General features: G+C 71.9%; 17 protein-coding genes. 5 read left to right on the top strand and 12 right to left on the bottom strand.

The window, feature by feature from the left end:
- Window positions 1-10 precede the first annotated feature (10 nt).
- From CS0771_RS30855 to CS0771_RS30840, 4 genes are all read right to left on the bottom strand, one after another.
- On the bottom strand, window positions 11-829 hold the full coding sequence (locus CS0771_RS30855) for a mycofactocin-coupled SDR family oxidoreductase (RefSeq protein ID WP_244871133.1): 819 nt from the start codon (window positions 827-829) through the stop codon (window positions 11-13).
- Between the two features lie 92 nt (window positions 830-921).
- A complete protein-coding gene (locus tag CS0771_RS30850) occupies window positions 922-2478 on the bottom strand; it encodes an amino acid adenylation domain-containing protein (protein ID WP_212844274.1) in 1557 nt (518 codons plus the stop codon).
- Between the two features lie 8 nt (window positions 2479-2486).
- Window positions 2487-5612: a non-ribosomal peptide synthetase gene (locus CS0771_RS30845; protein ID WP_212844273.1), complete on the bottom strand. Its 3126-nt coding sequence runs from the start codon at window positions 5610-5612 to the stop codon at window positions 2487-2489.
- A 47-nt stretch (window positions 5613-5659) separates the two neighbouring features.
- Window positions 5660-6748, bottom strand: coding sequence for an amidinotransferase (locus CS0771_RS30840; RefSeq protein ID WP_212844272.1), 1089 nt, complete (start codon window positions 6746-6748; stop codon window positions 5660-5662).
- 328 nt (window positions 6749-7076) lie between these two features.
- Here CS0771_RS30840 and CS0771_RS30835 point away from each other — a divergent pair, with 328 nt between their 5' ends.
- Window positions 7077-8900 (top strand): hypothetical protein, encoded by a 1824-nt coding sequence (locus tag CS0771_RS30835; protein ID WP_212844271.1) that lies wholly within the window; start codon window positions 7077-7079, stop codon window positions 8898-8900.
- A 52-nt stretch (window positions 8901-8952) separates the two neighbouring features.
- Entirely contained in the window at window positions 8953-9597 is a 645-nt protein-coding gene (locus CS0771_RS30830) for a GNAT family N-acetyltransferase (protein WP_212844270.1), read from the top strand.
- On the opposite strand, the gene mftF is transcribed toward CS0771_RS30830, so the two are convergent.
- From mftF to mftA, 6 genes are read right to left on the bottom strand one after another with little or no spacing between them, the layout of a single operon-like run.
- Window positions 9563-11023, bottom strand: coding sequence for a mycofactocin biosynthesis glycosyltransferase MftF (gene mftF / locus CS0771_RS30825; protein ID WP_212844269.1), 1461 nt, complete (start codon window positions 11021-11023; stop codon window positions 9563-9565). The genes CS0771_RS30830 and mftF overlap by 35 nt on opposite strands.
- A complete protein-coding gene (gene mftE / locus CS0771_RS30820; RefSeq protein ID WP_212844268.1) occupies window positions 11020-11718 on the bottom strand; it encodes a mycofactocin biosynthesis peptidyl-dipeptidase MftE in 699 nt (232 codons plus the stop codon). Before mftE ends, mftF begins: the two co-directional genes overlap by 4 nt.
- Window positions 11715-12899 carry a pre-mycofactocin synthase MftD gene (mftD, locus tag CS0771_RS30815; RefSeq protein ID WP_212844267.1) on the bottom strand — a complete coding sequence of 395 codons (1185 nt, stop codon included), beginning with the start codon at window positions 12897-12899 and terminating at the stop codon, window positions 11715-11717. The genes mftE and mftD overlap by 4 nt, the downstream gene beginning before the upstream one ends.
- The gene (gene mftC, locus CS0771_RS30810; RefSeq protein ID WP_212844266.1) at window positions 12899-14083 is read right to left on the bottom strand and encodes a mycofactocin radical SAM maturase; all 1185 of its coding nucleotides are present in this window, start codon (window positions 14081-14083) and stop codon (window positions 12899-12901) included. The genes mftD and mftC overlap by 1 nt, the downstream gene beginning before the upstream one ends.
- A complete protein-coding gene (gene mftB, locus CS0771_RS30805; RefSeq protein ID WP_212844265.1) occupies window positions 14080-14370 on the bottom strand; it encodes a mycofactocin biosynthesis chaperone MftB in 291 nt (96 codons plus the stop codon). Before mftB ends, mftC begins: the two co-directional genes overlap by 4 nt.
- Window positions 14371-14392: 22 nt before the next feature.
- Window positions 14393-14515 carry a mycofactocin precursor MftA gene (gene mftA, locus CS0771_RS30800; protein ID WP_212844264.1) on the bottom strand — a complete coding sequence of 41 codons (123 nt, stop codon included), beginning with the start codon at window positions 14513-14515 and terminating at the stop codon, window positions 14393-14395.
- A gap of 267 nt (window positions 14516-14782) precedes the next feature.
- Here mftA and CS0771_RS30795 point away from each other — a divergent pair, with 267 nt between their 5' ends.
- Window positions 14783-15580, top strand: coding sequence for a methyltransferase domain-containing protein (locus CS0771_RS30795; RefSeq protein WP_212844263.1), 798 nt, complete (start codon window positions 14783-14785; stop codon window positions 15578-15580).
- Here the strand turns inward: CS0771_RS30795 and CS0771_RS30790 are convergent.
- Window positions 15567-16685, bottom strand: a complete 1119-nt coding sequence (locus CS0771_RS30790; RefSeq protein WP_244871132.1) for a substrate-binding domain-containing protein — start codon at window positions 16683-16685, stop codon at window positions 15567-15569. The genes CS0771_RS30795 and CS0771_RS30790 overlap by 14 nt on opposite strands.
- A 100-nt stretch (window positions 16686-16785) precedes the next feature.
- Here CS0771_RS30790 and CS0771_RS30785 point away from each other — a divergent pair, with 100 nt between their 5' ends.
- Together CS0771_RS30785 and CS0771_RS30780 are read left to right on the top strand one after the other, a co-directional pair.
- Window positions 16786-17235: a MarR family winged helix-turn-helix transcriptional regulator gene (locus CS0771_RS30785; protein WP_244871131.1), complete on the top strand. Its 450-nt coding sequence runs from the start codon at window positions 16786-16788 to the stop codon at window positions 17233-17235.
- Window positions 17236-17534: 299 nt separating this feature from the next.
- Window positions 17535-21038: a LamG domain-containing protein gene (locus tag CS0771_RS30780; protein WP_212844261.1), complete on the top strand. Its 3504-nt coding sequence runs from the start codon at window positions 17535-17537 to the stop codon at window positions 21036-21038.
- Window positions 21039-21136: 98 nt separating this feature from the next.
- On the opposite strand, the gene CS0771_RS30775 is transcribed toward CS0771_RS30780, so the two are convergent.
- Window positions 21137-21751 carry a TetR/AcrR family transcriptional regulator gene (locus CS0771_RS30775; RefSeq protein ID WP_244871130.1) on the bottom strand — a complete coding sequence of 205 codons (615 nt, stop codon included), beginning with the start codon at window positions 21749-21751 and terminating at the stop codon, window positions 21137-21139.
- Window positions 21752-21782: the final 31 nt, after the last annotated feature.

Here is a 21782-nt window from a genome sequence, read left to right as displayed (position 1 = left end):
CGGGTCGCCGTCAGTCGACGCGGTTCACGAACCCCGCGTCGACCGGGACGTTCGTGCCGGTGATGTAACGGGACTCGTCGGAACACAGGAACGCGACCGTGGCGCTGATGTCGGCCGGCTCCAGCAGCTCGACCGGCATCGCGTTGCGCGAGTGGATGCCGTTGGCGACCTGCGAGGCCAGGAACGCCTGCATGCCAGGGTTGACCGCCATCATGGTGTTGACCGCGGTCGGGTGCACGACGTTCACTCGGATGTTGTCCTCGGCGAGTTCGTTGGCCAGGCCGCGCATGATGCCGACGACCCCGTGCTTGGCCGCGGTGTACGGGCCCGCGCCCGCGCCGCGCAGACCCGCCGTCGAGCCGATGAGGATGATCGAGCCGCCGCGCCCGCCGGCGAGGATGTAGGGGATGGCCGCCTGCGCGGTGTTCCACACGCCGGTCAGGTTGACGTCGATGACGTCGTTCCACGCCTGGATGTCCTCCTCCAGCGTGGTCATCCGGAACTGGGCGGTGCTGATGCCGGCGTTGGCGACGGCGAAGTCCAGGCGGCCGAGCTGGTCGACGCCCTCCTCCACGGCGCTGCGCAGCCCCACCGCGTCCCGCACGTCGGCGACCCGGGCGACCACCCGCCGGCCCAGCGCCTCGACCTGCCGCACCGTTTCGGCGAGGTCCTCCTTCGACGACATCGGATAGGGCGCGGAGTCGAAGTCACGGCAGATGTCGACCCCGATGATGTCCGCACCCTCCTCGGCCAGCCGGACGGCATGGCTGCGGCCCTGTCCGCGACCGATCCCGGTGATGAAAGCGACCTTGCCTTCGAGACGTGACACAAGCTCCCCCGACGTTGGGATGTGGATCTGGGCGTTTGTTCGAACGTACCGACATCGTTCTATGGCGGCAACCGCGTCCAAGGTGGAGGCTGCTAGCTCACCCCGGACGCGGGCGGCACGAGTCCCTTCCGGCTGATCTTGCCCGACTCCGTGCGCGGCAGGCTCGGCACCAGCTGGATGTGCTGCGGGATCATGTAGCGGGGAAGCCTCGTCGCCAGAGCCTTCCTGATGTCCCGGACCGTGCGGCTCGACGCGGCGGGGTCCTCCGGAGCCGCGGCGCCTGCCGTGGGCGCCTCGGCGATGACGTTGGCGAGGAGGCTGGGCGCGGCGCCCGGGGGGCTGTGCAGCGCGACGGCGGCGTCGAACACGCCCGGACAGGCCCGCAGCGACGCCTCCACCTCGCCGAGTTCGATGCGGTGGCCGTTCACCTTCACCTGGTCGTCGATGCGTCCGTGGTATACGTAGCTGCCCGTGTCCTCGTCCCAGCTGGCGAGGTCGCCGGTGCGGAAGCAGCGTGCCGTCGACCCGTCGGCCGACGGCAGGTCGACGAAGCGCTCCCGGTTGAGCTCCGGGCGGCCGAGGTAGCCGTCGGTCACGCCCACCCCGTCCAGCAGGATCTCGCCGGGTTCGCCCTTCTCGACCGGCCGCAGGTCCTGGTCCACGAGCCGCATCCGGGAGTGCGCCAGCGGCGTGCCGATCAACGTGCCGGGCTCGGTCCTCGTGAAGTCGACGGCGGTCATCTCCCGCAGCGTCGAGTGCACCGTCCCCTCGGTGATCCCGTACATGTTCAGGGCTGCCGGTCGCTTCCCGGCCGGCAGCGCCGACAGCCATCCCGAGACGCAGCCGGGGTCGACCGCCTCCCCCGCGAAGACGACCTGCTGCACCGCCAGCTCGTCCTGCGGCCCGGCACCCGACGCGACGAGGTGCCGGAAGACCGTCGGCACCATGCTCAGCACGGTGACCCCCGTGCCCCGGAGGAACTCGACGAAGCGCGCCGGGTCCAGCCGCGCGGTCTGCGGGACGGTGACGATGCGGGCACCGGTGAGCAGGGGACCCCACATCTCGAACACCGAGAAGTCGAAGGCGAACGAGTGGAACAGCGACCACACGTCGGTGGGCGTGAAGCGCATGCGTGCTTCCACGGCGTCCATGAGCCCGAGCACCTGGCGATGCTGCATCGGGACGCCCTTCGGCCGGCCGCTCGAACCCGACGTGTAGATGACGTATGCGGGTGAGGCGAGGTCCAGCGGCGGGCGGGACGCCGGCCGCCTGCGGGCGCCCGCGCTCGGCATGTCCACGCGCCGCCGGCTCGATCCCGGATCGATCCCCGGCGCGTCGCCGAGGATCAGCGTCAGCCCCGCGTCCTCCATCACCATGGACAGGCGCGCCTGCGGATACAGCGGATCCAGGGGCACGTAACCGCAGCCCGCCTTCAGCACGCCGAGGATGGCGGCGATCCAGCGGGAATCGCGCGGGAGCAGGATGCCGACGAGACCGCCCGGCACGGCGCCCGCGGCCAGCAGGTCGGCGCAGACGGCGTCCGACCACTGGTCGAGCTGCGCGTAGGTGGTGAGCCGGCCGTCGTCGTCGAGCGCGACCGCGTGCGGCGTCGATCCGGCCTGTCGCTCGAACCGCGAGATCAATGACATCGGGCCGCTCACAGCATCCCCTCGCCTCGGCCGCCGATCTTGTCGATCGGCAGGTCAGGGTCGTTCAGCGCCGCGTCCAGCGTCGCCGCCAGCTCGGCCTGCCAGTGCGCGGCGGACGTGCGGTCGAAGCGGTCGGCGGCGTACTCGATCTCGCCGACCAGGCCGGCCGGCTCCTGGCGGGCCGTCCACCGCAGCGCCGCCTGCGCCGTGCCGGGGTGGACGAAGTGCTCGGCGACGTCGAGCCCCGTGATGCCGTCCAGGCCGTCCAGCGGCGTGGACTGGAACGCGAACATCGCCTGGAAGACCGGGTTCTCACCGGGCCGGGCGCTGCGTGCGACGCCTTCGACCGCATCGGCGAACGGCAGCTCCTGGTGCGTCAGCGCCTCGGCCGTCGCCACGTCGGCGGCGGCGACCACCTCGCGGAACGTCATGCCGCCCGCCAGCCGGGTGCGCACCGCGACCGTGTTCACCAGATAGCCGATGATGTGCTCGCTGCCCGGGCGGTTGCGGCAGGCGACCGGAACGCCGACGACCAGGTCGTCCGCCCCGGTCGTCCGCCGCAGCGTGAGCAACAGGGCCGAGAGCAGGACGGCGAACGGGGTCGACCGGCAACCCTGCGCCACGCGCTCGACGGCCGCGGTGTCCAGGAACCCGGGCGGCAGCTGCACCGCGAAGCCGTCCGTGCCCACGCGGGCCCCCTCGGCGCGGGCCGTGCCCAGCCGCAGCGGCGCCGGGGCGTCGGCGAGCCTGCCCTGCCAGTAGGACCGTTGCTTCGCCGCCTCCGCCTCCTGCAGCCAGCGTTGCTGCCACAGCACGTAGTCGGCGAACTGCACGGTGCCGTCCGGCAGCGAACCGCCCTGGTAGAGCACCGTCAGCTCACGCCAGAGCACGGCCAGCGACCAGGCGTCGAACACCGCGTGGTGCACGTTGAGCAGCCACAGCCACTCTTCGTCGGCGATCTGGAAGGCGGCTGAGCGCAGCAGGGGCCCCTCGCTCAGCACGAACGGCTCCCGAGCCGCCTGCTGTGCGCGGTCGGCGGCGTCGGCGAAGCCGTCCGCGCGGACGACCTCGGTCCGGACCGGTCCGGCGGGCCGGACGTGCTGCGAGACCTTTCCGCCCTGCCGCACCAGCACCGTCCGCAGGGCCTCGTGCCGGGCGACGATGGTGGTCAGGGCGGCGTCCAGGCGCGCGACGTCGAACGGTCCGCGGATCCGGTAGCAGACGGGAATCGAGTACACAGGCTCGCCGCGGAGCACCTGGTCGAGAAACCACAACGCCTGCTGCCCGCGCGAGGCGGGCTGCCACTCGCCGCGGGCCGACGCCGGCACGATCGCCCGGCCGGCGGCGCCGCTGCCGCGCTGCTCCGTCACGAGCGCGGCGAGGCCGGCCACATGGGGAGCCGCGCGCAGCTGCTCGAACGTCAGGGCCACCCCCGTCACCTCGGTGATCCGGCTCAGCACCTGCATGCCCCGCAGCGAGTCGCCGCCGATGGTGAAGAAGTCCTCGTGGCGGTCGGTCACCGGAGCGTCGAGCACGTCGGCGACGACCATCGCGACGGCGCGTTCGAGGGCCGTCATCGCCGCGGCCTCGACGCGCGCGGATCGCGTACGCGCCACCGGCGGCAGCGCGGCGCGGGACACCTTGCCGTTCAGCGGCGAGCGCGGGATCTTCTCCAGCAGCACGATCGTCTTCGGCAGCATCGCGTCCGGCAGCCGCCCGGCGAGCCCCGCCCGGAGCTCGCCCTCCGACACGTCGGGCCCGGCCTCGACGTACGCGACGAGGAACGAACCCCGGGGCGGGTCGTCGACGACGATCGCGACGGCGTCCTGCACGCCGTCGAGCTGGTGCAGCGCGCTCTCCACCTGCCCGAGCTCGACCCGCTGGCCGCGGATCTTCACCTGGCGGTCGGAGCGGCCCAGGAAGGAGATCGTGCCGTCGGCCGCCCGGGCCGCCCGGTCGCCGGTGCGGTACATGCGCGCACCGGGCGGGCCCTGCGGGTCGGGACGGAAGCGGTCGGCGGTCATCGCGGGAGCGCCGTAGTAGCCGCGCGTCACCGGCGGGCCGCCCACCCACAGGTCGCCGGAGTCACCTTCGGGCACCGGGCGCAGGTCCTCGTCGAGGATGTAGAGCGCCGCCCGCGCGAACGGCCGGCCGAGCGACACCAGGGCGTAGCCGGAGCCGTCGGAGCTGCCGATGCCGTCGCGGGCGGGATGGTGCAGCGCGACACTGATCGAGGTCTCGGTCGGCCCGTAGTCCGACACCCAGTTGATCCGGTCCGCGCCGGGGACGCGATACCACGCCTCCAGCTTGTCGACGAGGATCTTGTCGCCCCCGATGAACACCGTGCGCAGCGTCGGCGGCAGGTGCACCGTGCCGGCCGTGAGGTCGTCGACCCACAGGTGCCAGTAGGCGCTGGGCAGGCTCACCATCGTCACCGAGAGCCGCTCGATGAGATCGGTCAGCTCCTGGCTGGTGAACTTGCGGCTCGCCGGCATGACCACCGCGCCACCGGCCAGCCAGCCCGGCAGGATCTCCTCCAGCGCGGCGTCGAAGGCCATCGCCGTGGACTGCAGCACCCTGTCCTGCGGGCCCAGCGACAGCTGCTCGCGCAGCGCCAGCCCGTGGTTGGCGAAGCTGGCGTGGTTGACCGCGACCAGCTTGGGCTTGCCGGTCGAGCCCGAGGTGAACACGCAGTATGCGAGGTTCGCCGGGACCGTGTCGACCGAGGGCGTGACCGCCGGGGGACCCGACAGGTCGAGGCCGTCGAGGTCGATCGTCCGCACGTCGGCGAGATCCACCGCGACGGGCCCGTTGGCGATGAGCAGGGTGACCCCGGCGTCGGTGAGCATGCCCTCGGCGACGTCGCGCGGCAGCGACGAGTCGATGGGCACGTACGCCCCGCCGGCCTTCCAGATCGCCAGCATCGCCACCAGGAGCAGCGGTGACGGCTCCATGCTCACGCCGACCAGGCGCTCAGGACGCACGCCGTGCCCGGCCAGCAGCCCGGCCAGGAACGCCGCCCGCTGGTCGAGCTCGCGGTAGGTGTGGCTGCCGCCGTCCCAGGCGACCGCGACCGCGTCCGGAGTCCGGGCGGCCTGCGCCTCGATCAGGCGGTGCACCAGGTGCTCGGTCATGTCGTCCTGCCTCTCCATGCTGGGCGCGAGGGCCGCGACATCCGGGTTCACAGGTAGGAGCGCAGCTCACCGCGGCGGCGGACGTCGACCGTCGCGCAGTGGAACGAACCGCCGAAGCTGTTGAAGTTGCGGAACGGGCAGGGGATCGGCGCGATGCCCCAGCTCTCGGCCAGCCGCATCATCGGCTCGTCCTGCGCCTCGACGACCATGCGCTGCTCATCGATCATCAGCACGTTCATGTTGATCCACTTGCTGGTCATGTAGAGCGGGTGGCCGTCGGGGATGACCGGCGCGGGGGCGGCCCGCACCTCCCAGTCTTTGAACAGGTCGGGCACCTGCGGCACCCGCTCCGGCTGGATCAGCAGCTTGCCGGGGGCCAGCGGCATCAGGCTCGCGTCGATGTGCATCGGGTGGTCGTCGTTCAGCACCACCTCGTGGACGCGGTACTCGTCGCCGAGGTGGCGGCGCAGCCACTCGATGCCCATGCCGTTCGTGACGTGGCTGCGCTGGCCGAAGATGTCGCGTCCACAACGGACGAAGTCGGCGGCGTCGAAGGTCGGCTCGAACTCCGTGATGACCGAACGGAACGGCTCACCGTCCGGCTGGTCCGTCCAGTCCGCGTGGTAGAGCTCGTCGGACAGCTCGGGCTTCGGCGGCGAGGTCCAGCGAGCCCCCTGCCGGAAATACTCCTTGAGCAGCGGCCGGTACGCCGAGGCCGAGTGGTGACGCGAGCGCCAGGCCATCGGCGCCTCGATGACGTCGTTGCCGACGACGAGCAGCAGGTCGCGCGGCATCGCGTCGTACAGCCCCGTGCTCTGCCAGCCGGGGCCGCCGTAGGAGGCGGAGTGATCGCGCGGCTCCGGCCGGCGCACCGTGACGCCCTCGCGCTCGAGGATGTCCACGAACTGGTCCAGCTCGTCGCGTGCGGCGGCCACCTGGTCGGCCGGGAACGGCTGCCCGGCCCGCTGCTGGAAGACCTCGCGCTGCGCGGCCGACAGCGGCGCGCCGACGGCGACATGCCACGGCGGGAAGTGGGCGTTGTCGACGATGCCGACGATCACTTCTTCGAGCGGATCCCATTCGTTGTGACAAGAAACAGGGCAGTGCACCTCGGTCGCGACATCGGAATCACGCATGGCGTCGGTCCCCCCATTGGCTCGATGGTCAAGTGCAGCTCACCGACGCGCAGGCGCACGGTTCCGCCGCGCTCCGCTGCGCGTGGCCACGGGGAACAACCTACATGCTGACCCACCTAAGATCGAGACTCATTGGACACCCGAGTCATCGATTACTCTCAGTGAAACAAAGCAACAATCACGCTCGGCAACGCGCCGGTGGTCGTGTTGATTTTCCCGGCTGGACGGCAAACCGTCAGGCCGCAACGGGTGCGCCGACCGCCCGCGCTGCTTGGCTATACAGTAGGCCCGGCTTCGACCACGTGCTGCCGGGTGAGGATTGGAATCCATGTCAGACGTTCCCGCGCCTTCCGACATCATCGACGCGTATCAGAGTCTGCCGCTGCGGCCGGATGCATCCGCGCCGGATCTGTCGAACGACGTCATCGCCTGCGCGGACGAGGCTCTGCTGGAGACCGCCCGGCAGCTGGGCGACGACCTCGGCCGCCCGGTGGTGCGCGTGCTCGCCTCGGATTGCCGGCTGCCGGACGAATGCACGCCCTCCTCGGTGCTGCTGTTCGCATGGCGGCACGGATTCTCGGCGGAGCTGGCCCGCAAATGGGTGGCTTCGTCGCTGCGGTCGGGGATCCCGTTCGGACTGGTGCTCGTCGAGGACGCTGCGGACGCGGAGTTCCAGGCGTCGAAGCTCCGGCTCGCGCACACCCGCATCCTGCCGGGTGACGACGCCGTCATCGATTCGATCGGTGGATTCTGCGGGAAGACCGACGACCTCGCCGCCGCCCGCCCCGAGCGGCTGAGCTCGGTCCTGGCCTCGCCCTGGCGGATGCTGGGCATCGTCGGCCACTCCGACCTGGGCCACATGGGCCTCGGCTCGCATCTCATCTGCGGCGCCACCGGGCCGGAGCACTCCGCCGGACGGCCACTGGCCGACGGCTGCGACCCGGACCAGGGCGTCTGCCGGTGTATGACGCAGTACCTGCGCACCGCCGTTCCGGCGGCGTCGCTGCGGGCCGCCGTCGTCGCCCTGATGGGCTGCATGACGTTCGACGCCGCGACGAACGAGTTCTCGTCCACCAACAGCCTCTGCGCCGGTGCGCTGAGCGGCTGGCCGGTCGGGGTGATCGCGATGGTCGGCGACCTCGACCCCCGCTTCGACGCCGTGGGGCTGTGTGCGCGCTCGCTGGCCGAAGGGCTGAGTCTCGGTGCCGCCGTCCAGCGGCTCAACCAGGGCCACCAGATTCCCACCGGCTACGGCATCGCGCTGGTCGGCGATCCGGCGCTGCGCTTCGCGCCCAGCACACCGGCGGCCGGGGACACGCCCGCCGACGTCGCCACGGACTGCCGCGACTTTGCCGCGCCGCTGCTCGACAGGTGCCGGGAGGCGCTCGGCCACAGCCGGAGAGCCGACCGCATCCGACGGGTGCTGCTGAAGGTCAGCGACAGGTCGATGAACGATGAGCTGGAGGACGCGCTGGACGCGCTCGACCGCGCCCGCGAGCAGGTAGAGGATGCCGCCTGGAGCGCGGTCGAGCTGCTCCACGAGAACGTCGACCACCGGATCTGGCAGGATCCCGGCCGCCTCATGTCGCGGCTGGACAAGGCGGTCGGGCGCTGGGACGAGGCGTTCGCCGCGGCGGCGGGCCTGGTCCCGGGAAACGACATGTACCTTGCCCTGCACGCATTCCACCGGCTGGACAGCCACGGCGTCGAGGGCTCCTGCCCGCGCTGCGGGTCGGAGCTCGGCGTCTTCCGGTACAGCGACCCCGAACTGGAGCAGTGGCAGCGCATCGCCGGCAAGTGCTGGCAGTGCGGCCCGATCCGCGAGTCGGCGCAGTCGGGTCCGGAGCTGTCGATCTCGGTCAGCGGCACGTACGAGCCGGGAGCCTCGATGCGGCCGCGGCTGACCGTACGCGCCGCGCCCGAGTGGCAGGATCGCGCTGGCCAGCTGGTGGTCGTGCTCCACGATCGGCTGACGGAGGAGGTCCTCTCCGCTTTCACCGCTGGGTGCACCCTCGCCGGGTTGCCCGACATCCTGCTGGAGACACCCGGGAAAGGCCGCAGCGATCTGCAGATCGTGTGGGCGGTATGGGTGAGCGGGATGACGGTCTCCTTCACCGCCACCAGGGTGCCGGTCACCCGGACGATTCACTGAGCCGAATGGAGCGTCGGTTGCGGACGGCGTCCGGTCCGCATACGGTTCACGTGTGATCCACACGTACCCTCCGCTGAACCTTGAGGTGCGCACGCCGCGGCTGACGCTGGCCGCGGCCACGGATGAGCTGCTGGAGCGGCTGGTGCCGATCGTCCGCGCCGGTGTCGCCGATGTCGCGCCCTGGCCGTTCGACGATCCGATGTCGCTTTACGCGGACAGTCCCGACCGCGAGTGGCGGTGGCTGCGGGCCATCTGGGCGGGGCGTGCCCGCGTGGAGGAGAGCTTCTGGCGGCTGTACTTCGTCGTGCTGCTGGACGGTGAGCCGATCGGCATGCAGGACCTGCGCGGCGTCGACTTCAAGAGGTTCGGGACGGTCTCCACCTTCTCCTGGCTGGCGCCGGGCCGGCGCGGGAGCGGGATCGGCCGGGAGATGCGCGCGGCCGTGCTGCATCTGGCGTTCGCCGGGCTGAACGCACGCGAGGCCGAAAGCGACGCGTTCACCGACAATCACGCTTCCAACAAGGTTTCGCAGGCGCTGGGTTACGTGAAGAACGGCACCACCTGGGACACCCGCCGCGGCGAGGTCGCGCAGATCCAGCGCTGGGTGCTGACCCGGGACGCCTGGGAGCAGGTCCGGCGCGACGACATCGAGCTGACCGGCGTCAAGGAGTGCCTCCCGGCGCTGGGCCTCGGCTGACCGCCCCATTCCGCCGCCCGCTGCGGCGGCTGGTGGACGGCCTCCGCAGCTGCGGCAGCAGGGACGCGGCCGACCGCCCCCGGATGGCCGACAGCCACACCCCGCTGCCGTAGGCGACGTCGTCGAGCCGGTGGCCGAGCCAGTAGCGGGGAAGGTCCAGGTCGACCCGGCTGTTCGCGTACTCCAGCAGGACATCGGCCACCGCCGCGACCGCGGCCGCGCGGCGTACCCGCCGCGAGAAGAGGCAGCCGACGGCGGTGACCGGCCACCAGTGCCGGGTGATGAGGCCGCCGGTCTGCAGCAGGGTGCCGACCACGCCGCCGGCGGTGAGCCGCACGCCGAGCCCGGCCGCTCCCTCGACGTCGAGCCTGCGGGAGATCCGGGCCGCGGTCACCGCGCAGATCGCCGCCGCCGCGGGCACCGACCAGCGCCGCTGCGCGAGCACGGCGACGGCCAGCGCGGCGCTCCACGGCGCCATGATCGCCGGGGCGACCGCCCGGGGATGCCGTACGGCCAGCGGATGCGCCCCGGTGCCGTACTGCACCTTGCGCACGAACCAGTCCCCGAACCGGGCACGGTGTTCGTGCGCCGCGGCGACCGACGGCTCGAACCGCACGCGCCAGCCCGCGGCGACCGCCCGCCACCCGAAGTCGACGTCCTCGCCGACCCGCATGCTCTCGTCGAACCCGTCGCCGATCGCGCTGACCCGCGCGACGAGGCAGGCGGTGGAGACCCAGGACACGTACGAGCCGGGCTGCACGGACGCGGGCCGCGCGCCCAGGTCCAGCGAGCCGCGGGTGTTCTCGTAGCGCCCGATCCACGTTTCCGAGGTCGCCGTACGCAGCCCGGTGATGCGGGGGACCGCCACGGCCGTACGCGGATCGTGGAAATGCTTGAGCAGCGTCGGCACCGTGTCGTCGGCGAGCACGATGTCGGAGTCCACGAACGCGACGAACGGCGTGCGCACCAGCCGCAGACCGGCGTTACGGGCCCCGGCCGGGCCGAGGTTGCGCGGCAGGGCGACCAGCCGCGCGCCGTGCCGCTCGGCGACCGCCGCGATCGCCGCCGGGCCGGTGGAGGCGTCGTCCACGACGATGACCTCGTTGCCCGGCCCGATGCCGGCCAGCAGCCGGTCGAGCTGCCGCGGCCGGTCGTGCACCGGGATGACGTAGGTGCAGCGGGGGTCCGGGTGCGGCGGGATCTCGTCGACGCCGGGGTGCGCGATCGAGAGTTCGAGCAGCCGGTCGGCGAGCGCGGCGCTCGCCGCGTCGCGCACCCGCAGCGTACGGCCGTCGAACAGCCTCCGGGCCCGCGGCGTCAGCCGCACCAGGTGGGTGGTGGGCGCCCCGCCGAGCAGGGCACGGCCGCCGTCGACGAAGCGGGTCCGGGCGTCGAGGACGACGGCGAATCCCACGGGCAGGGTCATCCGAGGCGCCCACGGTGGTCGGGCGTGAAGGCCGTGACCCGGCGGACCGTGTCGTCGACCAGCGCGTCGAGCAGGGCACGGCCCTCCCGCTCCCCGGCGCCGGCGGGGTCGCCCAGCACGCCGTTCGGGGCGACGGACCGGACCCCGCTCCGGACCAGCTGCGGCATCAGCGCGGCGAGCGGGCGGGTGTCACCGGCGGCCGCGTCCGCGAGGCGGACCTCACCGGGGGCGAGGTGCAGCATCACCGAGGTCTCGGACCGGCCGGCGTGCGCGTCGCCGGGGAACACGCAGGGTGTCCAGGCGACGTGATGGCCCTCCGCCCGCAGGGTCGCGACCGCGTCGTCCAGGGTGCGGGTGTTGCCGCCGTGACCGTTGACGAAGACCGCCCGCCCGGCCCACAGCGCCAGCGAGCGCATCGTCTCGATGAGCACCAGCCGCAGCGCCTCGTGCCCGATGGAGATCGTGCCCGGGAAGCCCGCGTGCTCGCCGCTGTCGCCGAAGGCGATCGCGGGCGCGACCAGGGCCTGCCCCGGCAGGCGGGCCGCGACCCGCTCGGCGACGGCGCGGGCGATGACGGTGTCGGTGGTGAGCGGCAGGTGCGGTCCATGCTGCTCGGTGGACCCGACCGGCACCAGCACGAGTGCACCGGCCGCGGGCACCTCGGGCCACACGGCCCGGTTCAGCCAGGCGGTCACCGCGCCGCCGCCCCCGCCGTACGCGTGAAGCCGTCCGGGATCACCAGGTCGTCGGGACCCAGCTCGCCGACCGAGGCGTGGCCCAGGCCCAGCACCGCCGAGTCGAGGCCGCCGCGCATGATGTCGAGGACGTTCGCGACGCCGGCCTGCCCGTTCGCGGCCAGGCCCCACAGGTAGGCCCGCCCGATCAGCACGGCCCGCGCGCCGAGCGCCAGGGCCTTGGCCACGTCGCCGCCGCGCCGGACCCCGCCGTCGAGCAGCACCTCGATCTGGTCGCCGACGGCCTCGGCGATCGCGGGCAGCAGCCGGATCGTCGCCGGGGTGGTGTCGAGGTTGTTGCCGCCGTGGTTGGACACGGACAGCGCGGTGACGCCCGCGTCGACCGCGCGCCGGGCGTCGTCGACCCGCCCGACGCCCTTGAGCAGGAACGGCCCGCCCCACTCCTTCGCCAGCCAGCCGATGTCAACCCAGCTCGGCGGGGGTGTGTGCATCCATTCGCCGTACGCGCCGAAGAAGGTCGGGACGCCGCCGCCCGCCTGCCGCATGTTCGGGGTGGTCAGGTCGGGCAGCCGGCCCGCGCGCACGAACCGCCACAGCCAGCGCGGGTGCGGCAGCACGTCAGGGGCCATCCTCAGCATGGTCCTGAGGTCGATCCGGTCCGGGATCGTGGGGCTGCCCCAGTCGCGGCCGTGGGAGAACGACCAGTCGAGCGTCAGGATGAGCGCCCGGCAGCCGGCGGCCCGCGCCCGCTCCATGCGCTGCAGGATCGTGTCGCGGTCGCCGCTCCAGTAGAGCTGGAACGCGGTGTTCGGATTGGCCGCGACGACCTCCTCCACGTCCTTGGACGCGAACGAGCTCAAGCCCATGATCACATTGTGGCCGGCCGCGGCGCGGGCCACCGCCACCTCGGCGTCGGGATGCACGGCCTGCACCCCGGTCGGCGAGATCAGGACCGGCATCGCCGTCGGCATCCCGAGCACCGTCGTGCTCAGCTCGCGGACGGCGTGGTGGCCCGCCACCCGGGGCGCGAAGCCCAGCTCGGCGAACGCGCCGACGTTGTCGGCGACGGTGGCGCCGCGCTCGGAACCGGCCAGCAGCGCGCCGTACACCGCGTACGGCAGGCGCTTGCTCGCCCGGCGCTGGGCCTCGGCGACCGTCTCGAACCACGGGTTGCCGAACATCAGCGCACCTGCACGCCGGCCAGCGGCGACTCCTCGCACGCGCTGACCGGCGGCCGGGCGATGCGGACCGGCACCGGGCGCGGGGGAGCGGTGCGGTGCGAGTGGTCGCCGGACGGCCTGGGGACCTCGCCCCGGCTCGCGAGCAGCGACTCGCCGTAGCCCTGGACGCACTCGGGATCCGGCCCGTCCAGCGGCAGGCCGGTGAAGAACTTGGCGGCCATGCAGCCGCCCTTGCAGGTGTCGAAGAACGCGCAGGAGCTGCACGCCCCGCCCTGCTGCGGCCGGCGCAGCCCGAGGAACAGCGGTGACCGGCGCCAGACCTCGGCGAAACCACCCTCGCCGCGCACGTTGCCGGCGAGGAACTCGTCGTGGATGGCGAACGGGCAGGCGTACACGTCGCCGACCGGGTCGATCAGGCACACCACCCGTCCCGCGCCGCACAGGTTGAGCCCCGGCAGCGCGCTCCCGAACGCCGACAGGTGGAAGAACGAGTCGCCGGTCAGCACATTGTCGCCGTGGGCCACCAGCCAGTCGTACAGCTCGCGCTGCTGGCGCGGCAGCGGGTGCAGCTCGTCCCAGACGTCGGCGCCGCGGCCGGAGGGGCGCAGCCGGGTCAGCCGCAGCTGGGCGCCGTACCGGTCGGCGATCTCCCGGAACGTGTCCAGCTGCGGGATGTTGTGCCGGGTGCACACCACCGACAGCTTGAAGTCGCGCATGCCGGCGTCGGCCAGGTGGGCCATGGCGCGCAGGGCCGTGTCGTAGGAGCCGGGCCCGCGGACCGCGTCGTTGACCTCCGCGGTCGCGCCGTCCAGCGAGATCTGCACGTCGACGTAGTCATCGGCGGCCAGCCGCCGGGCTGCCTCGGTGTCGATCCGCACCCCGTTGGTCGAGAACTTCACGCCGACGTGGTGGGCGGTCGCGTAGTCGAGCAGCTCCCAGAAGTCGGGGCGCACGGTCGGCTCGCCGCCGCCGATGTTGACGTAGAAGACCTGCATGGCCTCCAGTTCGTCGATGACGGCCTTCGCCTCCGCAGTGCTCAGCTCCCGCGGGTCACGCCGCCCCGAGCTGGACAGACAGTGCGTGCAGGACAGGTTGCAGGCGTACGTCAGCTCCCAGGTCAGGCAGATCGGGGCGTCGAGGCCGTGTTCGAAGAGATCCACCAGACGTTCGGTCTGCGCCGTCATGGGGCCGGTCGCCTTTCGATCAGCATGGAGGAGCGGGCGAGCACCGTCAGCGCCCGCGCGTACCGGGGAACGTCGTCGGCGCTCGCGCCGACGGCCTGGCAGGCGGCGCGCGCGGTGGGCGCGGTCGCGAGCGCCTGGACGACGGCGACCAGCCCACGGTCCTTCAGGAAGGACAGGCGCCGGGTGCCGAAGTGGTACAGCAGCGCGCCGAAGGGCTCCGGCCGCACCGAGACCTGCGGGTGCAGATCCCAGGCGCGGTCCAGATCGAAAGCCGGTGCGGTAGGCATGGCGTGGCGGCCGAGCCGAGGCTCAGTACACGCCGCACATGCCGTCGATGGAGACCTCTTCGATCAGGTCGTCGGCCTCGACGAGATCCTCGGCCGCAATCGGCTCGGCGGCGGACGGGTCTGCGACCACGGTCTGCTCGTCCATCATTTCCTCCCCATGCTCGGGCGAACTTCGCCATCCACCTGGGCGAATCTCGCTGAGTCGCGGCGCGCGGCGCTGCCCTCGACGATAGATCGATGTCTGCTGCCACGGCCGACGTCGACACTAACGGCATACGGTGCCACAGGAAAGGGCACCGGCTCGGTGATCATTCAGATGCGCTGCGTCGGATGGGGACCTTCGTCGTCGCCTTACGAAGGAACCGCGTGTTACGGAGTGCCCGGCGGCTGAACCTCCGTTACGGTCGGACGCATGAGCGACGTGACCCGCGACGTGTTCGACGACAAGGTGTCCGCCTGGCGGCAGTGGCAGGACGCGCCCTGGGGCAGGTTGCGCTACACGCTGGCCGAACACAACATCGCCCGCCACCTCGACGGGCGCCGGCTGCGCATCCTCGACGTGGCCGGCGGCAACGGCGTGGAGGCCGTCCGCTACGCCGCCGCGGGCCACCAGGTGACCCTGGTGGACTACTCGCCGCAGATGCTGCTGTCGGCGCGCTCGCTGGCCGAGTCCACCGGCGTCGCGCACCGCGTCACCGTGATCGAGTCGGATGTGGCCAAACTCGGCGACGTGGTCGAGCCGCACGCATACGACCTGGTGCTGTGCCACAACCTGCTGCCGTACGTGTCCGACGTGGAGTCCACGCTGAGCACCGTCATGGCGCCGCTGGACGAGGGCGGCCTGGTCAGCATCATCGCCGGCAACGCCCACTCCGAGACGATGCGGGCCGCGATCCGCGACATGGACCTGACCGCCGCGTACGAGACGCTCGACGCCGCCGAACGGTACACCCACACCTTCAACACGCCCGTCTACCCGCGCACCGCCGAAGAGGTGTCGGCCGTGCTGCGCAGCCTCGGCGCGGGCGTGCTCGGCCACTACGGCATCCGCTCGGTGTGCGACTACATCCCCGACGACGAGCGCAAATACGACGCGTCGTTCTTCGCCGAGCTGGAGCGGCTGGAGATCGCGCTGTCGGACCGGATGCCGTTCCCGCTGACCGCGCGGCTGTTCCACCTGATCGCGAGCGCGCCCGTCACAGCTGGGTGAGCACGTTGAAGTCGAGGCGGTCCGCCTCGGCGAGGTAGATGCGCTGCCGGGCGTGCCTGCGGCGCATCGCGATCGCGCCCCGCGGCCCCTCGTAGGTGACCTCGTCCGCACCGGACCCGATGGCGCGTACGTCCAGGGTCCGCGCCCGGTTGATCAGCGCCGCCAGCAGCAGCACGCCCTCGTAACAGGACTCGCCGAGGCTGCCCGGCTGCGGCGCGTCGAACCCGAACCGCGCCGCGTACTGCCCGTGGAAGTCGAGGTTCTCCGGCGTCACCAGGGTCGCGAAGAAACCCGCGGTGCTGAACAGGCCGCGGGTGGCGTGCGCGCCGCTGGCCATCAGCATGTTCTCGTCCATCAGCGTGCTCAGCCGCAGGCACCGGTGGTCCAGCCCGCGCGCCGCGAACGCCCGGTTGAACCGCACCGCGTCGTTGCCCACCAGCAGCATCAGCACCGCGTCGGCCTCGCTGCGCTCGATGCGGCGCAGCACGTCACCGAAGCCGTGCACGCCCAGCGGCAGGAACGCCTGCCCGCACACCCGCGAGCCCGACTCCACGGCATACCGCATCGCCGCCGCCGCCGTGCGCCGCGGCCACACGTAGTCGTTGCCGACGATGAACCAGCGCCGCACCCGGTGCTCCCCGGCCAGCAGCCGCATCGCCGGCAGCAGCTGCTCGTCCGGCGTCTCGCTGGTCAGGTACACCCCCTCGGTGCGCTCGCCGCCCTCGTAGAGCGCCGTGTACACGTACGGGACCCGGTGCGCGACCCGCGGCGCGAGCGCCTGCCGCACCGACGAGATGTGCCAGCCGGTCACCCCGTGCACCACACCCAGCTCGACCAGCTTCTCCACCTCCGCGGCGACCCGCTCCGGCGGCGCGCCGCCGTCCACCGGCACCAGGCTCAGCTCCCGGCCGAGCACCCCGCCGCCCCGGTTGACCTCCTCCACCGCGAGCTGCGCGCACAGCTCGCAGGTGGGCCCGAAGATCCCGGCCGGACCCTGCATCGGGAACACCAGCGCGACGTGCAGCGTCTCGCCCCGGGTGCCGACAGCGCGGCCGGGCTGTCCGGGGACGACCAGGCCTGGCAACCGCGGCGGCGGGACGGGCATGGCCCACATGTTCCCGTGGGCCGCGCATGATCTCCAGACGGTTCCCGAAGGTGTGGCCGATCGGTAACATCGATCACGTCCACCAGGCCAAGGAGGATCATTGTCCGCCGCAGCGCCCACCGGTCCGCGTCCCGATCTGTTCCAGCTGCTGACCCAGGCCGAACGCCTCGTGCAGCGGCGCCTGTCGGCGATCCTGCGCGCCGAGGACTGCTCGGCCGAGGCGTGGCGGGTGCTGTCGCTGCTGGCCGCCGAGGGCGGGCGGCCGATGACCGAGGTCGCCGACGGCACGTTCCTGCCTCCGGGCACGCTGACCAAGGTCATCGACCAGCTGGTGGAGCAGACCCTGGTGTACCGGCGGGTCGATCCGCTGGACCGCCGGCGCATCCGGGCCTACCTCAGCCCCCGCGGGCGGCAGCTGCACGACCGGATCGCGGCCCGGGTCGCGGTCAGCATCGGCGAGCTGCCGATGCCCGTGTCCGAACGCGAGCAGTTGGGTGAGCTGCTGGGCGCGTTGACGGAAGCGCTGTCGCGCCGCCCGGTGACCGCCTGACCTGGCGTCCGCGTCCCCGCAGGGTGCTGTGCCGCGACGGCCTTCCGGACATGTGACCCATGTCATAGAGCGGCCCGCACTCACCGCCTGGCTCCGCGTGGGTTCACGAAGAGTAATCAATCCTCGTGCCAGCCGGGCCGCATCAGCTCATCTCGATGGGTGGCGGCCCTGCTCTCCCTGTGGGCCTTCGTCGGGGACAGCGAATTCTATGCCTCTGCGTTAGCGTGCCGCTCCGAAACGTCGTCGAGAGGATGGCAATGTCGCGGAGACGGTGGGGCCTTGGGCGGCCCCGTGCCCGGTTGACCGGTGCGGTCACGGCCGGTCTGCTGTTGTTGGGTGTGCTGGGGGTGCCGGTGTCGGCGGCCGCGGCGGAGGTGGTGTTGTCGCCGGAGTCGCGGGCGTCGGAGCTGGCGAAGGCGCGTGGGGTGCCGGTGACGGTGGCGGAGTCGGTGACCGAGTCGCAGTCGGTGGTGGCGAATCCGGATGGTTCGTTCACGGCGGAGATCCATGGTGGTCCGACGCGGTTCCGCAACGCCAAGGGTGACTGGGTCGATGTCGATCTGAACCTGTACCGGCGGCCGGACGGTTCGATCGCGCCGAAGGCGCACCCGCGTGGGCTGGTGCTGGCTGGCAAGGGTACTGGTTCGCGGGATCTGGCGCGGTTCGTGTCGAAGGGGCATGAGATCGCGGTGGGCTGGGAGGGTGCGCTGCCGGAGCCGTCGCTGTCGGGGACGAAGGCGACCTATGCCGAGGCGATGCCGGGTGTGGACCTGGTCGTCGAGTCGACCCGGCTCGGGTTCGAGTACTTCCTTGTGGTGAAGAACCGGGGTGCCGCGTCGCGGGTGGCGCAGGTGCGGATGCCGTGGCGTGCGGAGGGGCTCACGGCGGAGCACACCGGCGAGGGCGCGGTGAAGCTGCGTGACAAGTCGAACGCGGTGGTCGCCTGGGCTCCGGCGGCGCAGATGTGGGACGCGCGCGTGTCGGCGGCCTCGGGTGACCCGGTCGCGCAGGCGAAGGTGGCGGTGACGGTGGAGAAGCCGTCGGCACGCCGCAGCGCGGTCGGCGGAGCCACTTCCGGGCAGTCGATGCGGGTCGTGCCGGACGCGGCGTTCCTCAACGATCCGAAGACCGTGTATCCGGTCACGATCGACCCGGCGGTCACCGAGAAGTCGGAGTTCGACACCTTCACCCAGAACTCGTACACCTCCGACCAGTCGGCGGCGACGCAGCTCAAGCTCGGCTATGTGGTCGAGGCCGGTAAGGGTTACTACGCGCGATCGCACCTGTCGTACCACGGCATGGCGACCTACCGCGGCGCCAAGGTCATCTCTGCGACGCTGTACCTCTGGAACTTCCACTCGTTCTCCTGCCGGGCGAACACGTGGCAGGCCTGGCGGACCGACTACGTGGGCAGCACCGTGCGGTGGACCAACCCGCCGACCCGGCGCAACCTCAACAGCGAGTCGTCGCTGACCAAGGGCTACAGCTCCTCCTGTGGCGAGGGCTGGGTGACCCAGAACGTCGCCGAGACGTTCCAGACCACCTTCAACGACACCAGCAGCACCACGGCGAACATCGAGATCGCGGCGAAGAGCACGGCGAGCCAGGACAGCTGGAAGAAGTTCGACTCGATGGAGGCGGCCAACGACCCGTACGTGTCGCTGAACTACAACCGGCCCCCGGCTGCCCCGACGAGCCTGACGATCGGCGGCAAGACCTGCGCGACCGGTTCCTCGCGCCCGACGATCGCCAGCACCGTCACCCCGATCCAGCTGACGGCCGCCGTCTCCGACCCGGACTCGGTCAACGAGGCGGTCAGCCTCAACGCCCGGTTCTTCGTCGCTGAACTCGGCACCGCGCTGCCGGCCACGCCGACGGTGACCAGCCCGGCGGTCACCCAGCCCAAGAGCGGCGGGGCGCAGACCGCGACCGCGTCGCTGCCGTCCGGTTTCACGCTCCAGGAGTTCCACACCTACTACTTCCAGGTGAAGGGCTGGGATCAGGAGCACGAGGGGGCCTGGTCGGCGATCTGCGAGTTCTACGTCGACAACGGCAGCCCCGCGGTCGCACCGGTGGTGACCGCGCTGGACACGGTGCCGGGCACCTCGACGAAGGTCTACCCGGAGAACGGCACCGGTGGCGGGCCGGGCGTGTCGAGCACGTTCCGCTTCGCGGCCAACGGCGAGACCGACATCAGCAAGTACCGCTACAAGTACTCCTACCGCGGCACGACGACCAACTGGGTCGAGGTCACCACCCCGACGCCCGGCGCGTCGGTGGACGTGGAGCTGGCCCCGCCGTTCGACAACGGCGACGGCTCGGGCACGCTGGCTTCGATCAACATGGGCGGGCAGTGGGCCATCACCGTCGAGATGGCCGACGCGATCGGCCGCTGGTCGGCCAGGAACAAGCTCTACCTCACCAACGTCACCTCCGCACCGGCCGCCGTCGCGCACTGGAAGATGAACGAGGCATCCGGAGCCTCGGCCCTCGTCGACCAGACCGGCGGGTTCCCGCTGGAAACCAGTGCGGTAATGACGAAACAGGCGCAGGGGTACGGCGACTTCGGCAGCGCCTGGACCTTCGACGGCAGCTCGAGCGGTTATGCAAAGTACACGGGCGCGGTGATCGACACGACCCGTAGCTTCGCCGTCTCGGCGTGGGTGCGGATCGCGAACCTGAACCTGGGCGGGACCAGCAACAAGACCGTCCTCGACCAGCGGGGCAGCAACCGCGGCGCGTTCTACCTGCAGCACCACGTCACCTCGGGAGCCAACGACTGGGCGTTCCAGATCCCGGACCACGACGGCACCACGGCGGCGACCTACAAGAGCGTGTACTCCACCACCATCCCGAAGGCAGGGGTGTGGACGCACCTGGTCGGCATGTACGACGCCGCCACCCGCACCAGTTCGCTCTACGTGAACGGGACGCTGGAGGGCACCAAGACCGGTGTCATTCCGTTCGCCGCCACCAGATACCTGGCGCTCGGTGCCAACTGGAGCGGCGATCTCGACGAGGTCGCGATCTGGCAGCGGACGCTCGATCCGCGGGAGATCGGCGCGCTGGCGGCGGCGGAGGTCGCCTCCTGGGACCTCGACATGGCGCTGACGGACACCGTCGGCAAGCCGGTCGGCACCACCCCGTACGACCTGCAGGGTTATGTCGACGACGACGCGCAGGGGATCGGCTACCCGCCGGCCGACGATCCGCTGTGGTGGGGATCCGGGCACCCGGTGACCGCCGACAACGAGGACCCAGGCGCGGCCCACCTCAACTGGGACACGTCAGCGCCGCTGACCCTCTCGCTGGGCACCGGCGGCCGGCCGGTCCTGCGCACCGACCAGTCGTACAGCGTGTCGGTGTGGGCCAAGGTGGCCACGCCGGGCGCGGACAAGGCCGTGCTCACGCAGATGGGCGACCCCGGCTATGCGCCACCGTTCGCGGTGATCTACGACTGGCCGTCCGGCAAGTGGGCGGTGTCGATCACGAGTGCACAGTCCGACACCCCGACCTGGCTGCCCGTCTACTCCCTGTCGACCGCCACGATGGACACGTGGACGCACCTCGTCGCGGTGTACGACGCCAATGCGACCCGGCTGCGCTTCTACGTCAACGGGGTGCTGCAGGGCGAGCGCAGCGACATCGTCACCTGGAACGGCACCGGCGGCATGTTCCTCGGCTCCCGTGGCGGAGTGTCCTACCTGTTCGACGGTTCCATCGACGAGGCGCGGGTCTTCCAGGGCGTGCTCACCGCGGACATGGTCGGGCGGCTGTACCGGACGGCGGGCGGTCCGCTGTGACGATCGGCCGGTAGGCGTACGCACCGAGCTGACGCCCAGGCCGAGTGCCGTGGCGCCCACCGTCTGACGGTGGGCGCCACGCGCCGTTGGGGGCGAGGTCACTTCCCAGTGAACGCGCGGAGCAGGGTGCGCAGCGCGGCGGCGAGGTCGGCCCGGTTCTCGGCGGTGCCCGGCGGCGGAGCGCCGAGCGCGCCGGCGCCGATCAGGCGGTCGAACAGCAGCCCGTCGACACAGGCCACGAACTGCGGGCCGGCCTGCTCGGGGTCGTCGGCGCCCGCCGCGGCGAGCAGCGCGCGGGCCTGGGTACGCGACGCGTTGCCGTACGCCAGGATGGTGCGCAGCTCGGGGTGGTGGGTCGCCTCCAGCAGCGCCGCGTAGCGGGCCAGGGTGCGCGTCCGGCCCGTGGTCAGCCACCCGTCCATCACCACCGCGACCTGCACCGCGAGCTGGTCCAGCTCCGCCGGGCCGAGCACGGCCGGCAGCGCCGGGGCGGCGTCGGCGGGCAGCGCGTTGCGTTCCAGGTCGGCGCTGTCGAGGTCGGCGATGCGGTGCACGAGTGCCTCGATCAGCGCCTTACGCGTGCGGTAGTACGCCGAGGTGGTGCCGGGCGGCAGGCCCGCACGGGCGTCGACGGCGCGGTGGGTCAGCCCGCGCATGCCGAGTTCGGCGACCAGCTCGATGGCGGCGTCGGTGATGACGGCGTACCGGGACAAGCGGACCTCCTTCTACGGATGTAGTATGGCT

Origin of the sequence: Catellatospora sp. IY07-71 (assembly GCF_018326265.1) — a bacterium.
GTDB lineage: Bacteria > Actinomycetota > Actinomycetes > Mycobacteriales > Micromonosporaceae > Catellatospora.
The sequence above is the reverse complement of the archived record's forward strand: the minus strand, read 5'-3'. Positions and strand labels throughout refer to the sequence as shown.